At 37.8% G+C, this 18,225-nt stretch carries 16 protein-coding genes; all 16 read left to right on the forward strand.

Going from position 1 to position 18,225, the window contains the following annotated elements; genetic code table 11:
• The first annotated feature begins 20 nt into the window (after window positions 1–20).
• A complete protein-coding gene (gene tviB, locus JZ784_RS15025; RefSeq protein WP_005012260.1) occupies window positions 21–1,298 on the forward strand; it encodes a Vi polysaccharide biosynthesis UDP-N-acetylglucosamine C-6 dehydrogenase TviB in 1,278 nt (425 codons plus the stop codon).
• Between the two features lie 20 nt (window positions 1,299–1,318).
• The gene (locus JZ784_RS15030) at window positions 1,319–2,338 is read left to right on the forward strand and encodes an NAD-dependent epimerase/dehydratase family protein (RefSeq protein ID WP_346315416.1); all 1,020 of its coding nucleotides are present in this window, start codon (window positions 1,319–1,321) and stop codon (window positions 2,336–2,338) included.
• A gap of 5 nt (window positions 2,339–2,343) precedes the next feature.
• On the forward strand, window positions 2,344–3,555 hold the full coding sequence (locus JZ784_RS15035) for an oligosaccharide flippase family protein (protein WP_346315417.1): 1,212 nt from the start codon (window positions 2,344–2,346) through the stop codon (window positions 3,553–3,555).
• Entirely contained in the window at window positions 3,552–4,622 is a 1,071-nt protein-coding gene (locus JZ784_RS15040; protein ID WP_346315418.1) for a glycosyltransferase, read from the forward strand. Before JZ784_RS15035 ends, JZ784_RS15040 begins: the two co-directional genes overlap by 4 nt.
• 395 nt (window positions 4,623–5,017) lie before the next feature.
• Complete coding sequence (locus JZ784_RS15045) at window positions 5,018–6,160, forward strand: glycosyltransferase family 4 protein (RefSeq protein ID WP_346315419.1); 1,143 nt, start codon at window positions 5,018–5,020, stop codon at window positions 6,158–6,160.
• Window positions 6,161–6,772 (forward strand): sugar transferase, encoded by a 612-nt coding sequence (locus JZ784_RS15050; RefSeq protein ID WP_346315420.1) that lies wholly within the window; start codon window positions 6,161–6,163, stop codon window positions 6,770–6,772. It begins immediately after the preceding gene.
• On the forward strand, window positions 6,765–7,421 hold the full coding sequence (locus JZ784_RS15055; RefSeq protein WP_346315421.1) for a NeuD/PglB/VioB family sugar acetyltransferase: 657 nt from the start codon (window positions 6,765–6,767) through the stop codon (window positions 7,419–7,421). Before JZ784_RS15050 ends, JZ784_RS15055 begins: the two co-directional genes overlap by 8 nt.
• Before the next feature lie 31 nt (window positions 7,422–7,452).
• Window positions 7,453–8,640 (forward strand): DegT/DnrJ/EryC1/StrS aminotransferase family protein, encoded by a 1,188-nt coding sequence (locus JZ784_RS15060; RefSeq protein ID WP_346315422.1) that lies wholly within the window; start codon window positions 7,453–7,455, stop codon window positions 8,638–8,640.
• A 39-nt stretch (window positions 8,641–8,679) separates the two neighbouring features.
• Window positions 8,680–10,530 carry a nucleoside-diphosphate sugar epimerase/dehydratase gene (locus JZ784_RS15065; RefSeq protein WP_346315423.1) on the forward strand — a complete coding sequence of 617 codons (1,851 nt, stop codon included), beginning with the start codon at window positions 8,680–8,682 and terminating at the stop codon, window positions 10,528–10,530.
• 211 nt (window positions 10,531–10,741) lie between these two features.
• Window positions 10,742–11,863 (forward strand): UDP-N-acetylglucosamine 2-epimerase (non-hydrolyzing), encoded by a 1,122-nt coding sequence (gene wecB / locus JZ784_RS15070; protein WP_346315424.1) that lies wholly within the window; start codon window positions 10,742–10,744, stop codon window positions 11,861–11,863.
• 18 nt (window positions 11,864–11,881) lie between these two features.
• On the forward strand, window positions 11,882–13,141 hold the full coding sequence (gene wecC / locus JZ784_RS15075; RefSeq protein ID WP_346315425.1) for a UDP-N-acetyl-D-mannosamine dehydrogenase: 1,260 nt from the start codon (window positions 11,882–11,884) through the stop codon (window positions 13,139–13,141).
• Entirely contained in the window at window positions 13,142–14,314 is a 1,173-nt protein-coding gene (locus tag JZ784_RS15080) for a hypothetical protein (protein ID WP_346315426.1), read from the forward strand.
• Window positions 14,311–14,838 carry an acyltransferase gene (locus JZ784_RS15085; protein ID WP_346315427.1) on the forward strand — a complete coding sequence of 176 codons (528 nt, stop codon included), beginning with the start codon at window positions 14,311–14,313 and terminating at the stop codon, window positions 14,836–14,838. Before JZ784_RS15080 ends, JZ784_RS15085 begins: the two co-directional genes overlap by 4 nt.
• Window positions 14,813–15,889, forward strand: a complete 1,077-nt coding sequence (locus JZ784_RS15090; protein ID WP_346315428.1) for a polysaccharide pyruvyl transferase family protein — start codon at window positions 14,813–14,815, stop codon at window positions 15,887–15,889. The genes JZ784_RS15085 and JZ784_RS15090 overlap by 26 nt, the downstream gene beginning before the upstream one ends.
• On the forward strand, window positions 15,886–17,031 hold the full coding sequence (locus JZ784_RS15095) for a glycosyltransferase family 4 protein (RefSeq protein ID WP_346315429.1): 1,146 nt from the start codon (window positions 15,886–15,888) through the stop codon (window positions 17,029–17,031). Before JZ784_RS15090 ends, JZ784_RS15095 begins: the two co-directional genes overlap by 4 nt.
• Window positions 17,021–18,223 (forward strand): O-antigen ligase family protein, encoded by a 1,203-nt coding sequence (locus JZ784_RS15100; protein ID WP_346315430.1) that lies wholly within the window; start codon window positions 17,021–17,023, stop codon window positions 18,221–18,223. Before JZ784_RS15095 ends, JZ784_RS15100 begins: the two co-directional genes overlap by 11 nt.
• Window positions 18,224–18,225: the final 2 nt, after the last annotated feature.

The raw sequence follows: 18,225 nt of genomic DNA on the forward strand, positions 1-18,225 counted from the left end.
ATCGATGGCACAGGCTTTATATGTTACAACTATCTGAACTGAAAATAGCAATTATTGGGCTAGGTTATGTTGGTTTGCCGTTAGCGGTCGAGTTTGGAAAACAGGTGCCAGTGGTTGGCTTTGATATCCATCAAAAACGCATTGATGAGTTGCAAAGCGGACAGGACCATACTTTAGAAGTATCTCCAGAAGAATTAAAACAAGCGGCTTTTTTAAGCTATACCACTGATTTGCAGCAGCTGAGCGGCTGCAATTTTTTCATTGTGACCGTGCCAACGCCAATTGATGAATATAAACAGCCTGATTTAAGCCCTTTGGTCAAAGCCTCAGAGAGCATTGCTAAAGTGCTGAAAAAAGGCGATATCGTGGTTTATGAGTCAACCGTCTATCCTGGCGCGACAGAAGAAGTGTGTATTCCTGTTTTAGAAAAAAACTCAGGACTTAGCTTCAATCAAGATTTTTATGCAGGCTACAGCCCTGAGCGGATCAATCCCGGTGATAAATTGCACCGAGTCACCAATATTCTGAAAATCACATCTGGCTCAACGCCAGAAGTTGCCGAATATGTCGATCAAGTTTACAACTTGATTATTGAAGCAGGCACGCATAAAGCGGCCAGCATTAAAGTTGCAGAAGCGGCGAAAGTGATTGAGAACACGCAGCGTGATGTCAATATTGCTTTAATCAATGAGCTAGCGCTGATTTTTAATAAAATGGGCATTGATACTGAAGCCGTGTTAAATGCTGCCGGCACAAAATGGAATTTTCTGCCGTTCCGTCCCGGTTTGGTGGGCGGTCACTGTATTGGCGTTGACCCGTACTATTTAACCCATAAAGCGCAGGCCATAGGCTATAACCCGGAAATTATTTTAGCGGGCCGCCGTTTAAATGACGGCATGGGCGCTTATGTGGTGACCCAGCTGGTCAAAGCCATGCTGAAAAAACGCATTCAGGTTGAAGATGCCAAAGTCTTGATTTTAGGCTTAAGCTTTAAAGAAAACTGCCCAGATATCCGCAATACCCGCATTATCGATATTGTGAATGAACTGAAAGAATATCATGTCAATGTAGATGTGCATGACCCTTGGGTGGATGCGGCTGAAGCGGAGCATGAGTACGGCATTCAGCCGATTCAAACGGTTGAGCAAGGCCAATATGATGCTGTGATTTTAGCGGTTGCGCATGAGCAGTTTAAAGCGATGGGCGCGGCAGAAATCCGCGCTTTGGGCAAGGCTGAACATGTGCTGTATGACCTGAAATATGTCCTGTCAGAGGCTGAATCAGATATCCGTTTATAAGCGCGGTGAAAGGAAAGATCATGAATACTTTTGAAACCGTCTGCATGCAGTTGCAGCAAGCTCCTAAAACGTGGCTCGTGACAGGCGTAGCAGGCTTTATTGGTTCAAATTTGCTTGAAACCTTGCTGAAGTTGAATCAAAAGGTTGTCGGTCTGGATAACTTTGCGACAGGCCATCAATATAATCTGGATGAAGTTCAAGGCTTGGTGTCGAAAGAGCAATGGGCGAAATTCAAATTCATTGAAGGCGATATCCGTCAGTTTGACACTTGCCAAAAAGCCTGCGCCGGGGTGGATTATGTGCTGCATGAGGCTGCATTGGGTTCTGTGCCGCGTTCAATTGCAGATCCTATCGCCACCAATGAAACCAATATCAGCGGTTTTCTGAATATGCTGACAGCGGCGCGTGATGCCGAGGTGAAAAGCTTTACCTATGCGGCCAGCAGTTCGACCTATGGGGATCATCCTGCATTGCCGAAAGTGGAAGAAAACATTGGCAATCCGCTGTCACCTTATGCTGTGACGAAATACGTGAATGAACTGTATGCAAGTGTTTTTGCGCGTACATACGGTTTTAAAACTATTGGCCTGCGCTACTTTAATGTCTTTGGCAAACGTCAAGATCCAAATGGGGCTTATGCCGCGGTAATTCCAAAATGGACGGCAGCCATGATTGCCGGCGATGATGTGTTTATTAATGGTGATGGTGAAACAAGTCGTGATTTCTGCTTTATTGATAACACTGTGCAAGCAAATATTTTGGCAGCAACAGCTTCAGATGATGCGAAAGATCAGGTATACAATGTTGCGGTCGGAGATCGGACCACATTGAATGAATTATTCAATGAGATTAAATCTGCATTAAATGAAAATGGGATAGTGTATTTAAAAGACCCCGTTTATAGAGAGTTTCGCGCGGGTGATGTCCGCCACTCACAAGCAAGCATAGAAAAAATAGAGAAATATTTGCACTTTAAGCCTGATTTTAATATCAAGCAGGGCATTAAAATTGCTATGCCTTGGTATGTTAAATTTGCATAAATAAGATGAAAGAAGTAAAAAACTTGCTGGGAAAGGCAAAATGGCTTATTGGCGGAAATTTTGTATTTGCCTTTTCTCAGTGGGTTATTTTAATTCTATTCGCCCGGTTAACCAGTCAGGACAATTTGGGGCAATATTCATTGGCCTTGGCCATCGCGGCGCCATTATTTGCGATTAGCAATTTACAGCTGAGGCCTTTGTATATTTTGGATGTAAATAGCCAGAAAAAATATGCATATTCGCAATTTTATTATTTAAGAATAATCGCTTCTTTTTTAGCGTTGATTTGCTGTTTAATTTGGGGATTGGCTTCTCATCTATCCTTTTGGGTTTTGCTGCTGGTAAGCCTGCTGAAGTTTTTTGAGTCATATTCAGATATCATCTATGCTTACTACAATGCTCATGATAAAACAAAATTAATAAGCAAATCATTGTTTGTGAAAGGTTTATTTTCTGTTATAGCTGTTTTTTCAGGGCTGTATTATTTTGACTTTCACACCTCTTTAGTTTTGTTTTTAAGCGTTTATTTTCTTGTTTGGGTATTTTTAGATAATTTATATATACTAAAAACCAAGGAAATTCATTCTTTTAATTTAAACCTCAGCATTCTCCGCTCTGCTATTCCTATGGGAGTCTCTTTGGGGATTGTGACACTGCAAAGTACAATTCCCAGATTGTTTTTAAATAAATATTCTGGAATTGAATCTGTCGGTATTTTTACTGTGCTGAGTTATTTCATCATTGTCGGCAGTATTTTTATTAATTCTATTTGCCAGTATCTTAGCCCTAAAATTACCGGCGCCTGGAATACAAACATAGCTGATTTTAAGAAATATTTAATGACCGCTTTAGCAATTGCGGGGGGACTCGGTGTCCTCGCGATTATTGCAAGTGTAATCTTAGGCGAATACATTTTAAATTTAATCTATGGAAATGCATATGCTGTTTATGAAAAAGAATTAATCTTAATCATGTGCGCGGGCCTGGCGCTTTATCTATCTACTGTATTGGGTTATACGTTGACAGCAATAGGCATTATCAAGCAGCAGGTATACTTATTTTCAGCCTTATTAATTTTAACGCTGTTCGTTTCATACTTGTATATTCCACAGTATGGACTGACCGGTGGAATTTATACATTGATTATCAGCTATATTTTTCAGTGCCTACTTGCATTTTCGATGATTTTCTTCCATTTAAAAGGTAAGCAAAAATGAAAGTGATGTTGCTGATTACTGGTTTAGGAATGGGGGGGGCAGAAAAAGTTGTGTGTGAACTTGCGGATAAATTATATGAATCCGGTCAGGAAGTCTGTCTGGTTTATTTCACTGGAGACATCGTAAGAAGGCCAGTTCATCAAAATATTAAGCTGTATAAAGTCTCGCTGAGTTCTGGAATTTCGGCTTTTAAGTCACTCTATTCATTGCTGAAGCTGGTAGATCAGGTGCAGCCTGATGTCATTCATGCGCACATGTTCCATGCCAATATTATGGCGCGTTTGGTTAAACTTTTCAGAAAAAGCGTTCGGGTTATTTGCAGCTCTCATTCCAATTTTGAAGGGGGGCGGCTGCGCATGGCCACTTACGCCTTGACGGAAAATTTATGCGATGTGCATACCAATGTAAGCGATAATGCTTCAAGGGCCTTAATGCAGGCAGGCGCGGTAAAAAATAAAAAAATCATGACCGTTTATAATGGCATCGATTCAAACCGCTATAAATATGATCCGGATTTAAGGGCAAGCACCCGCCAGCAGCTGAAAATTGCTGATGATGCAAAAATCATTATGACGATTGGACGAATAGATACTCCAAAAGATTATCCAACCTTATTAAAAGCATTTAAGATTGTTGCGGAAAAAGAAAAAAATGCATTTTTATTAATCGTAGGCGATGGTCCGAAAAAACAAGAAATGGAAAATTTGGCAAATGTCTTGGGCATAGAAAATCGCCTGCAATTTCTTGGAATCAGAAATGATATTACAGCGCTTTTAAATGCTAGTGATGTATTTGTTTCTTCATCGGCATGGGAAGGATTTGGGCTTGCAATACTGGAAGCTATGTTATGTGAGCGTCCAATTGCAGCAACTGCAACGGATGGCGCTGTTGAATTGCTTCAATCCAATTTGGTCGAAATAGGAAAACCTGAAGCGCTTGCCCAAATGATAGAAAACTCATTGCATAGTGAGCAGAAAAATTGGATCTACCCAAAAGCGGAAAGTTTTGATTGGAAATATATTTTAGCTCAATGGTTAAATCTTTATCAGGGTAATGCTGGTAAATGAATTTTCAGCAGCATTAATCCTATAGCTAAATTATTTTTAGATGCTTGCTGGGGTGTTTTTAACATTTGTTGATACTTCTTTTATTTCCCCTTTTTATTATTCAGCATTCCCCGTGTGCCGCCGCTTTCAAAGCATGGAATTGCAGTTTGCAGCTATGAAAGGGCTGATGCGGGCCTGTCTGTGTAAAGTCATGCAGGCTTTTTTTGCTATATGATTGATTGTCATATCTATTTTAATAAAATAAATAGCCTTCAGCATAACTCTATACTTTAGATGCTCACAATGGCTGGACGGTTTCTCTTTTTATTCGATGTATTATTTGGATTTTGTCATCTGTAACGGCTTATAATCTGAGGGGTAGAAGTCATTAATTTAGATTTTATGGTGCATGTAAAATGGTTTTTTGTATAATTTCTAGCTACCTTCCTTCAGTTTTAAATTTCCGTGGAAAGTTGTTAGAGGCTATACATGCGCAAGGCTTTGAAATTCATATCTTGTCGCCAGATTTAGAGCAGTTTGCCGCAGAGCATAAGAAGCTGGAAAATTTTGGCTATTGTGTGCATGCAATACCTATGCAGCGAACAGGCACGAATCCGATAGCGGACTTGAAAACACTTTGGGCTATGCGTGCAATAATTACAAAAATAAAGCCGGATTATGTGCTTGCCTATACGATCAAACCGGTTATTTACGGAACTCTTGCCGCATGGCTGGCTAAAGTTCCGCAGAGGTTCGCATTAATTACAGGCTTGGGCTATGCATTTCAAAATGTAGAAGCCGAAGGCGGCCGCAGTATTTTTCAAAAGCTGGTGCATGGTTTGTACCGGCAAGCGCTTGTCCGCAGTTCCAAAGCATTTTTTCAAAATCCTGATGACTTGGCGCTTTTTAAACAGCTGAATTTAATCACTCAGGCGACCCCAGCTATTGTAGTAAATGGGTCTGGTGTGAATGTTTCAGATTTTAATCTTGTGCCTTTGCCCTTAGATAATACCCATCAAATTAGAATTTCTTTTTTGCTGATTGCCCGTTTATTGGGTGATAAAGGTGTCAGGGAATTTGCGGCCGCAGCGGCAATCATTAAACAGTCAAATCCTGAAGTGGAATTTCATTTGGTGGGCTGGATTGATGAAAATCCCGCTGCCATTTCTCAGCAAGAGCTGGATCAGTGGGTGGCCGATAAGACCATCAATTATTGGGGTAAATTGTCGGATGTCCGTCCTGCAATTGCCGAGAGTTCTATATATGTGCTGCCTTCATACCGTGAAGGCACGCCGCGTACGGTTTTAGAGGCCATGGCAATGGGCCGCGCAATTATTACCACAGATGCGCCAGGATGCCGTGAAACTGTTGTGGATGGGGAAAATGGCTATTTAGTTCCTGTCAAATCTGTTGAGAGTTTGGTTGAGGCCATGCGTAAGTTTATTGATGATCCTGAACTTGCTGAAAAAATGGGTCAACGCTCCAGGGAAATTGCTTTGACTAAGTATGATGTGCATGAAGTGAATAAACATATGATGACGGAAATGGGATTAATCTAAATGCTTAAACGTTTATTAGACATCGTCATTGCTTCAATTGCGCTTATTCTGCTGTCGCCGCTCTATGCTTTTGTTGCTTATAAGGTGAAGAAGAATTTAGGCTCACCGGTGCTGTTCCGGCAAGTGCGTCCGGGCTTAAATGGCAAGCCCTTTGAAATGATCAAATTCCGCACCATGAAAGATGCGGCGGATGCGCAAGGAAACCCGCTGCCGGACAGCGAGCGGTTAACGCCATTCGGCAAAATGCTGCGTTCCAGCAGTTTGGATGAAATGCCTGAACTGTGGAATGTGATCAAAGGCGATATGAGTGTGGTTGGCCCGCGTCCGCTCTTGATGGAATATCTGCCTTTGTATAATGAAGAGCAGGCAAAGCGCCACAATGTGCGTCCTGGAATGACTGGCCATGCGCAAGTGAACGGCCGCAATGCCATTGGCTGGGAAGAAAAATTCAAGCTGGACACATGGTATGTCGAAAATCAGTCCACGGCGCTGGATTTTAAAATCATGCTGAAGACCGTTCAGAAAGTGATTGCAAAAGAAGATATCAGTGCTGAAGGCGAGGCCACCATGACTAAGTTTAAGGGCACAAAGCAGGATCAGCACCATGACTGAACTGTATGCAATTTATGGTGCATCCGGTTGCGGACGCAGTTTGATGCCTGTCGCCAGGGAACAGTTGGCGAGATTGAAGATAAAGGCTGAGATCGTTTTTATTGATGATAGTCTAAAAGCGCCGGCAGTGGTGAATGGTCATCGCGCCTTAAATTATGATGATTTTAAACAGATCGCAGCGGAAAATAAATTTGTTTTAATTGCCATCGCAAACGGTAAAATCCGTGAAATGCTGGCAAATAAACTGGAACTGGACCAAATTGCACTTTGGTCAATTAAGGCAAATAATACCGTCACTATGGATGATGTCTCTGTTGGAGCCGGCGCTGCATTGAGCCCTTTTGTCACCATTACCTCCAATATCAAAATTGGTAAATGTTTTCATGCCAACTTATACAGCTATGTTGAACATGACTGTGTCATTGGCGATTATGTGACATTTGCCCCAGGCGTAAAGTGCAATGGCAATATTCATATTGAAGACCATGCTTATATTGGCGCAGGCGCGGTGATTAAGCAGGGCGCGCCAGGCAAGCCGCTAGTTATCGGCAAAGGCGCTGTGATTGGCATGGGCGCGGTGGTGACGAAAAATGTTCCTGCAGGCGTGACGGTGGTCGGCAATCCTGCCCGAATTTTAGAGAAGAAATAAAGATTTTTAAAATCTTATCTAGGAATTGAATATGTTAAACACTGCATTTGAACCATGGCCAAGCTTTACGCAAGAAGAAGCTGATGCTGTTTCTCAAGTATTGCTGTCGAATAAGGTGAACTATTGGACGGGTCAGGAATGCCGTGAATTTGAAAAAGAATTTGCTGCATTTGCAGAGACAGAATATGCAGTGGCTTTGGCCAACGGCACTGTGGCATTGGATGCCGCATTAAAAGCTTTAGGCATTGGCGCTGGCGATGATGTGATTGTCACCTCCCGCACTTTTTTGGCATCTGCCAGCTCGATTGTGACGGCTGGCGCGAACCCTGTATTTGCCGATGTGGAATTGGACTCTCAGAATATTTCTGCACGGACCATTGAAGCCGTTTTAACGCCGAACACCAAAGCCATTATCTGTGTGCATTTAGCGGGCTGGATGTGCGATATGGATCCAATCATGCAGCTGGCTGAAGAAAAAGGCATTTACGTGATTGAAGATTGCGCGCAGGCGCATGGCGCAAAATACAAAGGCAAGTCTGCGGGTTCTATTGGGCATATTGGCGCATGGTCTTTTTGTCAGGATAAAATCATGACCACGGGCGGCGAAGGCGGTATGGTTACAACCCATGACGAAGCGCTGTGGAAAAAAATGTGGTCTTATAAAGACCACGGTAAAAACTTTGACAGCATTTACAACAAACAGCATCCGCCGGGATTCCGCTGGCTGCATGATTCTTTTGGCACCAACTGGCGCATGATGGAAATGCAGGCTGTCATTGGCCGCATGCAGCTGAAAAAGATGGCTGAATGGACCAAAGTCCGCAATGAAAACATGCAGCGAATTTATAAAGCGTTTGAAAATACGCCTTATGTAACGGTGTATCAGCCTACTGAAGAATACATGCATGCTGCATATAAGTGCTATGTGCAGGTGAATACGGAGCAGCTGCCGGAAGGGTGGTCGCGTGACCGCATGATGAATGAAATTTCTGCTTTAGGCGTGCCCTGCTTTAGCGGATCGTGTTCTGAAGTTTATTTAGAGCATGCCTTTGACAATACGCCCTGGCGTCCGGCAGAGCGTCTGAAAAATGCGCAGCATATGGGCGAAACCAGTTTAATGTTTTTGGTTCATCCGACTTTAAGCAATGGCAGCTTGACGAAAACTGTTGATGCTATTCAAACCGTAATTACGCGTATATCAAATGCTGATGGCGTATAATTGCGCTTTGATGTCACTCAAACTCCCTTCGAGCCCTTTGTGAAAGACTTAATTCGATTAATCGCATCTTTGCCGCGCCGCCAAAAACAAATTGTTCTGGCGGTGATGGATCTTTGTGTCTTGCCGCTGATGATGTGGCTGGTGTATGCCATTCGCCTAGCCAAGCCCAATGTTCCGGTCATGCAAGGGCTGGATTTTTGGTACATCTATGTCGGTTTTTTTGGCGTTGCGGTTTTTGCTTTATTAAGTGTTTACAGCGCCATTGTGCGCTCGTTTAACGAAGATTATCTGCTGCGCATTTCCATTGCGGTATTCATCCAAATTGTTGGCTTATATGCCATTAAAAAGCTGGATCTGGCCTTTATTCCCATGAGTATTCCGCTCATGTACGGTTTTGTGCTGTTTTCATGGATGTGGTGGAGCCGTGCGGTGATACGTTATGCCACGCTCAGAACTTTTGCGAAAAGGCAGAACCGCAAGCGGGTTGCCATTTATGGCGCAGGCTTGGCCGGACAGCAGATTGCAGAAGCCTTAAAGCGCTCAGACGATTATTTGCCTGTATGCTTCATCGATGATAAAGCTTCGCTGCATGGCCAGTCTTTAAGCGGATTGAAAATTTACCCGCCTAAACGCGCAGCGAATAAACTCGGCAGCTTTGGCATAGAAGAAATTTTATTGGCGATGCCTTCCGTTGGCCGTGCCCGGAAGAAAGACATTATTGAGTCTTTTGAATCCGCTGATGTCAAAATCATGGAACTGCCAGGCGTGACGCAGCTGGTGGATGGTCAAGTCAGTGTATCTGATATTAAGGAAGTGGATATTATTGACTTGCTGGGCCGTGATCCAGTTCCGCCTAAGCCTGAATTGCTTGAAAAGAATATTAAAAATAAAGTGGTGATGGTCACAGGGGCAGGGGGGTCAATTGGCTCTGAGCTTTGTCGTCAGATTGTCAAGCATCAGCCAAAAATGCTGGTGCTGTTTGAGATGTCTGAGTTTGCCCTGTATTCGATTGACCGCGAATTGCAAGACAAAGGCATTCAGGTGGTTCCTGTATTGGGTTCGGTCACAAATCAGCAAAAATTGGAACGTATATTGCAGCAGTATGCAGTACAGACTGTTTACCATGCAGCGGCGTATAAGCATGTCCCTTTGGTCGAGGCGAATCCATTTGAGGGCATTTATAATACATCCATTGGTACAGCGCGCAGTGTCGATGCGGCAGTCAATCAAAATGTTGAAACTTTTGTTCTGATTTCTACGGATAAAGCGGTGCGCCCGACCAATATCATGGGCGCATCTAAGCGCATGGCGGAGCTGTACTGTCAAGGATTGGCTTCTACACAGCCTAAAACCCAAATCAGCATCGTGCGTTTTGGCAATGTGCTGGGGTCTTCGGGGTCCGTCGTGCCTTTATTTAAAAAGCAGATTGCCAAAGGCGGCCCTGTAACGGTGACTCATCCTGATGTGACGCGTTACTTTATGACCATACCTGAAGCGGCGCAGCTGGTGATTCAGGCGGGCGCAATGGGTACAGGCGGCGATGTGTTTTTACTGGATATGGGCGAGCCGGTTAAAATTGTTGATTTAGCGAAGCAGATGATTCGTTTAAGCGGGTTCTATCCTGTTGATGATCAAGGAACAGGGGATATTGCCATTCAGTTTACAGGGCTAAGGCCGGGTGAAAAACTGTATGAAGAGTTATTAATTGATGCAGATAATGTAGAAAAAACGGATCATGAACGGATTTTAAAGTCGTTTGAAGTTTTTTATTCTTTTGCTGAAGTTATGAATACATTTAATGAATTAGAAAGATTATGTTTGGATGGAAAGAATAAAGAGGCATTAATTTCTATATTATTGAAATATGTTTCTGGATTTAAAAATTCATAAGCTATTGATTTAGATAGTTAATATTAGTATTGTTTTTTGAAAATATCTGCTGAAATTTCAAGATATTCTTTTCAATAAATGAAATGTAATAAAATGTGTATATTAAGCAGAATTAATAATGAGGCTTAATATTGTGTTTAATAAAATTAATAATATTGGTAGAATCTCGGTCGCTTAATTCATTTACTATAATTTTAGATAAGGATTTGACGTGCAAAAAGTTCTCCTGGTTTTTGGAACACGGCCGGAAGCAATTAAAATGGCTCCTTTAGCATTACAATTACAGCAGCAGCCGGATTTTGACACAAAAGTGTGCGTAACTGGTCAGCACCGTCAAATGTTAGATCAGGTATTAGAGCTTTTTAATTTAAAGCCGGATTTTGATTTAAATTTGATGAAGCCTGGTCAAACACTTTCTGATGTGACCTCTGGCGTTTTAAAAGGCTTAGAAGCCGTATTTGCAGAGTGGATGCCAGATGTTGTTTTGGTGCATGGAGATACTGCAACGACTTTTGCCGCTTCTTTGGCGGCGTATTATCATAAAGTAAAAATTGGGCATGTTGAGGCAGGCTTGCGTACGGGGGATATTTATTCACCATGGCCTGAGGAAGCAAACCGTAAATTAACAGGCGCTTTGGCAAACTATCATTTTGCACCGACACAGTCATCTTATAATAATTTAATTAAAGAAAATATTAATCCTGTAAGTATTACAATTACAGGAAATACGGTGATTGATGCATTATTAAAAGTCAAAGAAAAAGTTGAAACAGATCATAAAATTATTGCAGATTTTAATACGCAATTCAGTTTTTTAGATGCAGACAAAAAGCTGATTTTAGTTACTGGACACCGCCGCGAAAACTTTGGTCAAGGTTTTTTAAATATTTGCCAGGCATTGGCGAATATCGCTCAAAAATATTCAGATGTGCAGATTGTATATCCAGTGCATTTAAATCCGAATGTACAAAAGCCTGTAAATGAATTACTGTCCGGCATTTCCAATATTCATTTAATTGCGCCTCAGGATTATTTGCCATTTGTATATTTAATGAATCGCAGTTATTTAATTTTGACGGATTCTGGCGGTATTCAGGAAGAAGCGCCGTCATTAGGCAAACCGGTATTGGTTATGCGTGATACAACGGAACGCCCAGAAGCTGTAGAAGCTGGAACAGTAAAATTAGTAGGTACAGATGCTGCAGTCATTGAACAATCGGTGACAGATCTTATTGAAAATGCAGCGCTGTATCAGCAAATGGCAGAGGCGCATAACCCGTATGGTGATGGAACTGCCTGCAAGCAAATTATTGATTTTTTAAAAAGTAACTGAGTAAGTGTTAGAAAGAATATGAATAGTCAATTTAAGCATATTTGTGTCATTGGTTTAGGCTATATTGGGTTGCCGACCGCAGCGACTTTTGCTGCACATGGGGTAAAAGTTACGGGTGTTGATGTCAATCAGCATGCTGTAGATATGATTAACCAGGGGAAGGTTCATATTGTAGAGCCTGATCTGGATGCATTGGTTAAAGTGGTTGTCACAAAAGGCATGCTGGCTGCTCAGACTGTACCAGCAGAAGCCGATGTGTATATTGTGGCAGTGCCGACGCCTTTTAAAGATGATCATCAACCGGATTTAAAATATATTGAGTCTGCAGCGAAGGCTTTGGCGCCTTATCTTAAATCAGGCAATTTGGTGATCTTAGAGTCAACTTCTCCAGTAGGCGCAACAGAGCAAATGTCGGCATGGCTAAGTGAAGCGCGCCCTGATTTAACTTTCCCGCAGCAGGCGGGTGAAGCATCGGATATTCGTGTCGCTCACTGCCCTGAGCGTGTCTTGCCAGGCAAGGTATTGCAAGAACTTATTAGCAATGACCGCATTATTGGCGGGATGACACAGCCTTGTTCAATTGCTGCCAGCAATTTGTACAAAACATTTGTACAGGGTGGCTGTATTGAAACCAACGCGCGTACCGCTGAAATGTGTAAACTGACAGAAAACTCGTTCCGCGATGTCAATATTGCCTTCGCTAATGAACTCTCTGTTATTTGTGACAAGCTGGATATTAACGTTTGGGAGTTGATTGCTTTGGCAAACCGCCACCCGCGTGTCAATATTCTGCAGCCTGGGCCGGGTGTAGGCGGACACTGCATTGCAGTTGATCCTTGGTTTATTGTAGCCAAAACACCTGAGCAAGCGCGTTTAATACGTACTGCGCGTGAAGTGAATGATGCAAAACCTGAATGGGTGATTGATCAGGTTAAAATTAAGATTGCTGATTTTTTACAGGCGAACCCTGAAAAAACGATTAAAGATGTAACCGTCGCTTGTTATGGTTTAGCTTTTAAGCCGGATATTGATGACTTGCGTGAAAGCCCAGCTTTAGAAATTACAAAGAAACTTGCTGAACAAGGTCTAAATATTCTGGCAATTGAACCAAATATTCATGAACTTCCTGCAAGTCTACCAAGTAATGTTAGATTAATTGATTTTAATCAGCGTAATGATGCGGATATTCATTTAATTTTAGTTGATCATAAAGATTTTAAAAATAATTCTTTAGCTAATCTTGAAAATGTAATCGATACAAAAGGAATATATATTTAAATGAATTTAAATATATTGTTTAAAGTTGTATTTTGGAGAGGATTGACAGCAGTCCTCTCTTTTTTAACAATGTTTTACTGTATGAGAAATATGTCTGTTTATGATTTTTCAGATTACTCATTTGCATTTACAGTATACACTGCATTTTCTTTGTTACCAGGTATGGGTATTAATAATCAAGTAGCATTAGATAATGAAAATATAAAATTAATTGAAAAAAATAACAATGTAAAAATTTATTTCTCACTATTTATGTTGGTTATTATAGGTGCATATAGTTTTTCGTTAATAAAAAGTTTAATTTTTTTTGCAATGATAGGTGGAATAGCATCTTCTATATTTGATTCTTATTTAGTATCACTACAAGCAAAAAAAGAATTCATTAAATACTCTTTATTCATGCCAGTAAAAACGGCAATTATTCTAATCGTTGTTATTTTAACATCATATTTTTTAAAAAAAGCAGATGTTCAATTTATATTTAGAAACATTGCAATAATATTCATGTTTTTTTACATAATTTTTGTTTTATTTAAAATAAATTTACACACATTAGATTTTAAAAATAATCTTTCGATATATAGGGATGGATTTAGCTTTTTAGTATTTGATTTATGCGCGATGTTAATGATGAGAGCTGAAGTTTGGATTTTGTCATTCTATAGTAGCTTTATTAATTTACCCAAAGAAAATATAGCAAATTATTGGGCAGCTTTTAATTTTATAATGATAGTTTCAATAATGGGAAGTACATTAGCAAATTTGATTTTGCCTTATATAAAAGAATCAGCAGAAAATAATTTTTCAAAATTAAATTTTTTGATACGCAAAGTTATAATGATTATGTTTTTATTGTTGATTATTAGTGTTTTTGCATCATACGTAGCTTCAAAATATTATTTAAGCTCAAGCTATAATTTTCTGCCATATTATGTGTTAAGTTTAGGTGTGGGTGTGTTTTTTGCCTTTTTAGCAAATATAGAAAGATTAAAGTTAATGGGTTATGGTATCAAAGGTGTAGATAGGATCGTAATTAATCAATTTTTGATATCAATTGTTTGTAACTTTATATTTATTTATTTGTTTGGAATATGGGGTGCAGTTTTAACATTTATTATTGTCAGATTATATTCCTATTTGAGTTTTTCGAAAAAAGTTAAGGTATTGGTATGATGAAAATTATTAATTTTTTTATTAACTATTTTTTTTGGAAAAAAAATATAGATATCGGTATTAATAGTATTATTAAACGTGGAACTTTTTTTCAAAAAAGTAATATGAAGATTGGAAATAATGTTTATATTGGTCCTGACTGTTATATACATGCTGCAGGTGGTGTATATATAGATGATGGAACAATATTGGGGCCAAAGGTTAAGATTTGGTCAGTAAATCATGATTATAATACATTTGAAATGTTGCCATATAGTAAAAACACTATAAAAAGTAGTGTTTATATTGGTAAAGGATGTTGGATTGGATTAGATGTAAAAATATGTCCAAACGTTAAAATTGGTAATGGTGTAGTTATCGCTATGGGTAGTGTAGTAACTAAAGATGTACCAGATTATTGTTTAGTTGGTGGAAATCCGGCTAAAATTCTGAAAAAGCGTTATTCGACTGATGATGAAAAATTAATTTTAGATAAATTAATTCATGATGAAAAATTTTATGGGAAAGAATATTTTGCTAAATGATAAAATTAATTATGACATCGTTATTAGGGGAGCTTACGGTGCTGAAAATTTTGGTGATGACGCCTTATTGTATTCACTGATCAGGAATATTTCATCCGAAAAAAAAATAGCGGTGATTGGTAAGAAAAATGAATATATGGATAATCTATTTAAGGGGCTTGATTATTTTTCTTATGATGAAGATATAGAGTTGTATACTGAGGTATTATTGTGGGGTGGTGGTACTCAGTTTTATGATTTTTTTTCTTTGAAATTTTTATTTAAAAAAATATTAAACACTTTATTAAGTCCTGAAACAGTTTTCTATAAATTATTAAAAGTTAAAAAAGGACCGCAGGTTGTTTTTAAAAATGAAATATACTTATGCGTCGGTTTTGGTCCTTTTGCAAGCAAAAAGAAACAAAATCTAACAGCTAAAAAAATTGGTCAAGCAGATATAATATATGTTAGAGATAAAGAGAGTTATAATTATTTAAAAGGTTCTTGCAATAGTATCTATAAATCAGAGGATATCTGTTTGCTAGATAGTGAATACTATGTGAAAACCACAAGTAAAAATAATAAAATAGCTGTAGTTTTAAGAGATTGGTATTATGATGATTCAATAAAATATTTAGATTATTTTTTAGATTTTTATAAAAAATATTCAAATGAATTTGATATTGAATTTGTATTATTTGGCAAAGATTCTAGTTGTTGTTTAAGATTGCAAGAAAAAAATATTCCTTATTTGCAGTGGGATGCAAAAAAATTAGAAATATTAGAGTTTTCAGATTTGCTTTCTCAATATAATTTAATTGTATCTGCTAGATATCATGGGATTATATTCGCATTAATTCATCAGATTCCTTCTATTGCAATTGAAATAGAGCCAAAACTTAAGATTGTAAGTCAAGAATATAATAATGTTCTTTTATGGGAGAAGCCATTTAATCAGGATGAATTATATAATCTAGTTAATTCATCTTTAGTAAACAAGTTTCAACCTAATTTGCAAAAAAAAGGTGAATTAAAGAATATTATTAATGATATTGAGGATAATTTTTTGTGAGTAAAAGAATTTTTATCATATATGAAAAAGTTTTTAAATTTTCGGAAGGAAATTTTTTAACAGAAATCGGCGGAGTTCAGAGATATCTTTATGAGCTTTCAATTGTTTTGAATAGTGAAGGATATGATGTTTATGTCCTACAATTTGGTAAAGAAATTGGCGTTGGTGAAATTTCAAATATCAAAATTGAACAATTAATATGTGGTAAGAAGCAATATTATAATGGGTTTCATTATTTAAAAAGCAAATACAAAATTAATGACTCTGATATTGTTATATGGGGGGCTGATACAATTTCTCAAAAAATCAACCATAAAAAAACTTTAAGTATACAGCATGGTATTGCTTTTGATATGTATTCTGAAGATTCTACTTTTAAGAAAATGCTTAAAAGTTTTAATTTGATTGCAATATATAAATTATACCAAAGATACATTGCTTTGAAAAAAAGTAAAAACAGTAATTATATGGTTTGCGTTGATTATAATTATTTAAATTGGTATCGTACTTTTGCCATTAAGCATAACAATGAAATGAATAATATAACTGTTATTCCGAACTTTACAAAATTGTTTTGTTTTGAAAAAAATAAAAATGTTAATTTAAATATTTGTTTTGCAAGACGTTTTGTACAAAAGCGTGGTGTGGATACAATGTTGAATGTAGCTGAAAAAATTTTAAAAAATCGCACAGATCTAAACTTTTATTTTGCAGGAGATGGGCCTGAGAAATTTAAAATTACAGCCTTGCAAGAAAAATATCCAGAGAATATTCAGATTACGAAATTCAACCAAGACGGAACATATGATTTTCACAAAAAAATTGATATAGCTGTTGTTCCGACTCTAGGATCTGAAGGTACATCTTTAAGTTTATTAGAAGCTATGTCATGTAAATGCGCTGTTGTAACTACTAACATTGGTGGGTTAACAAATGTCGTCATTGATGATTTTAATGGTAAAATTGTTAATCCAAACGAAAAAAATATTTATTTAGCAATAATGGAGCTAATAAATGATTCTGAAAAGAGAGGATTTCTCAGTAATAATGCATATGATACTGTAAAGAGTGGTTTTAATTATAGCCTATGGAAGAAAAAGTGGATAGAAATGGTTAATCAGGTTGAGAGTGATGAAGTTTAATTTTTCTAGTCAATATTTTTTTCTCTTCTTAATTTGTTTCTTTCTATATGGCGGATATTATGCCGGATTGGCTTTTGTAATAAGCTTTTTGGGTGATGGCTTCACAAGCGTTTATAGTGTGCCATTGAGATTGGTGTGCTCTTTAATTATGTTGTATTTTATAATTAAAAATATAAAGAATAAAATTAATAATAATTATTATTTTTTCTCAGTTTTTGCTATCTGCTTTTATATTATATTAACCTATGCTGTAGATCTTTTTTCACAGCTTTCTTTTTTCAATAAGAAAATTGAATACATTTTATATATGATTGTTTATTCTCTTATACCTTTCATTTTTTTCTCCTTTATAGATTATAAAAAAATTAAAGATATCCTTGTAAATGCTATTATTTCATCTGGTGTCGTTCTATCACTTATGGTTCTTTATTTATATAAGGACTTAATGCTATCCGGTATCGGTCGAATAAGTATGCTGAAATACGAAGGCCAAGATTCTTTCCTTAGCCCCTTATCTATGTCATATGCTGCATCGTTAACTATATCTATGTGTTTTTTTAAATTAATACAAATAAATAAATTTTCTAACAACTTAAAGTATATTTTATTTATATTAATTTCATTTGTTCCATATAATCTTGGTGCATCCCGCGGTTCAGTAATTACTCTTTTCTTAAGTCTTTTATTATCTATAATTTTTGTAGCAAAAAGATCTGTAAAGATTAAAATCCTAATGATTTTTCCTTTTGTACTTGCTGCTTTAATCTTTTTTTCTATAAAAATGGGCAGCGCAGTCTTTGTTAGATTTATGTCCATTGGAGATTCATACCAGAACCAAGATACTTCTGTTACTAATAGATTAGGTCAATGGAATCAAGCATTCACTTACATTCAAGATAATTCTATTTTAGGCGGTCACTTCCTTGTAGAGGGTGTTTATCCTCATAATATATTTTTAGAAGTTGGCATGGGGCAAGGTCTTTTTATTCTATGTTTGTTTGTTTTATGTGTTTTATTTTGTTTTAAAGAGTTGTTAATAATAGCTAAGAAAGAAACTGATGCAGCACCATTGATAGTTTTTATTCATGGAGTCTTTATGGGCATGTTTAGTGGAAGTATTAGTAGCTCTATTCTATTATTTTCCGGTATGGGTCTTCTGGTTTCCGTTAATAGATTCTATAAAGGTAGATGATA

The sequence above is a fragment of the Acinetobacter sp. CWB-B33 genome, from assembly GCF_039655955.1.
Lineage (GTDB): Bacteria > Pseudomonadota > Gammaproteobacteria > Pseudomonadales > Moraxellaceae > Acinetobacter > Acinetobacter bouvetii.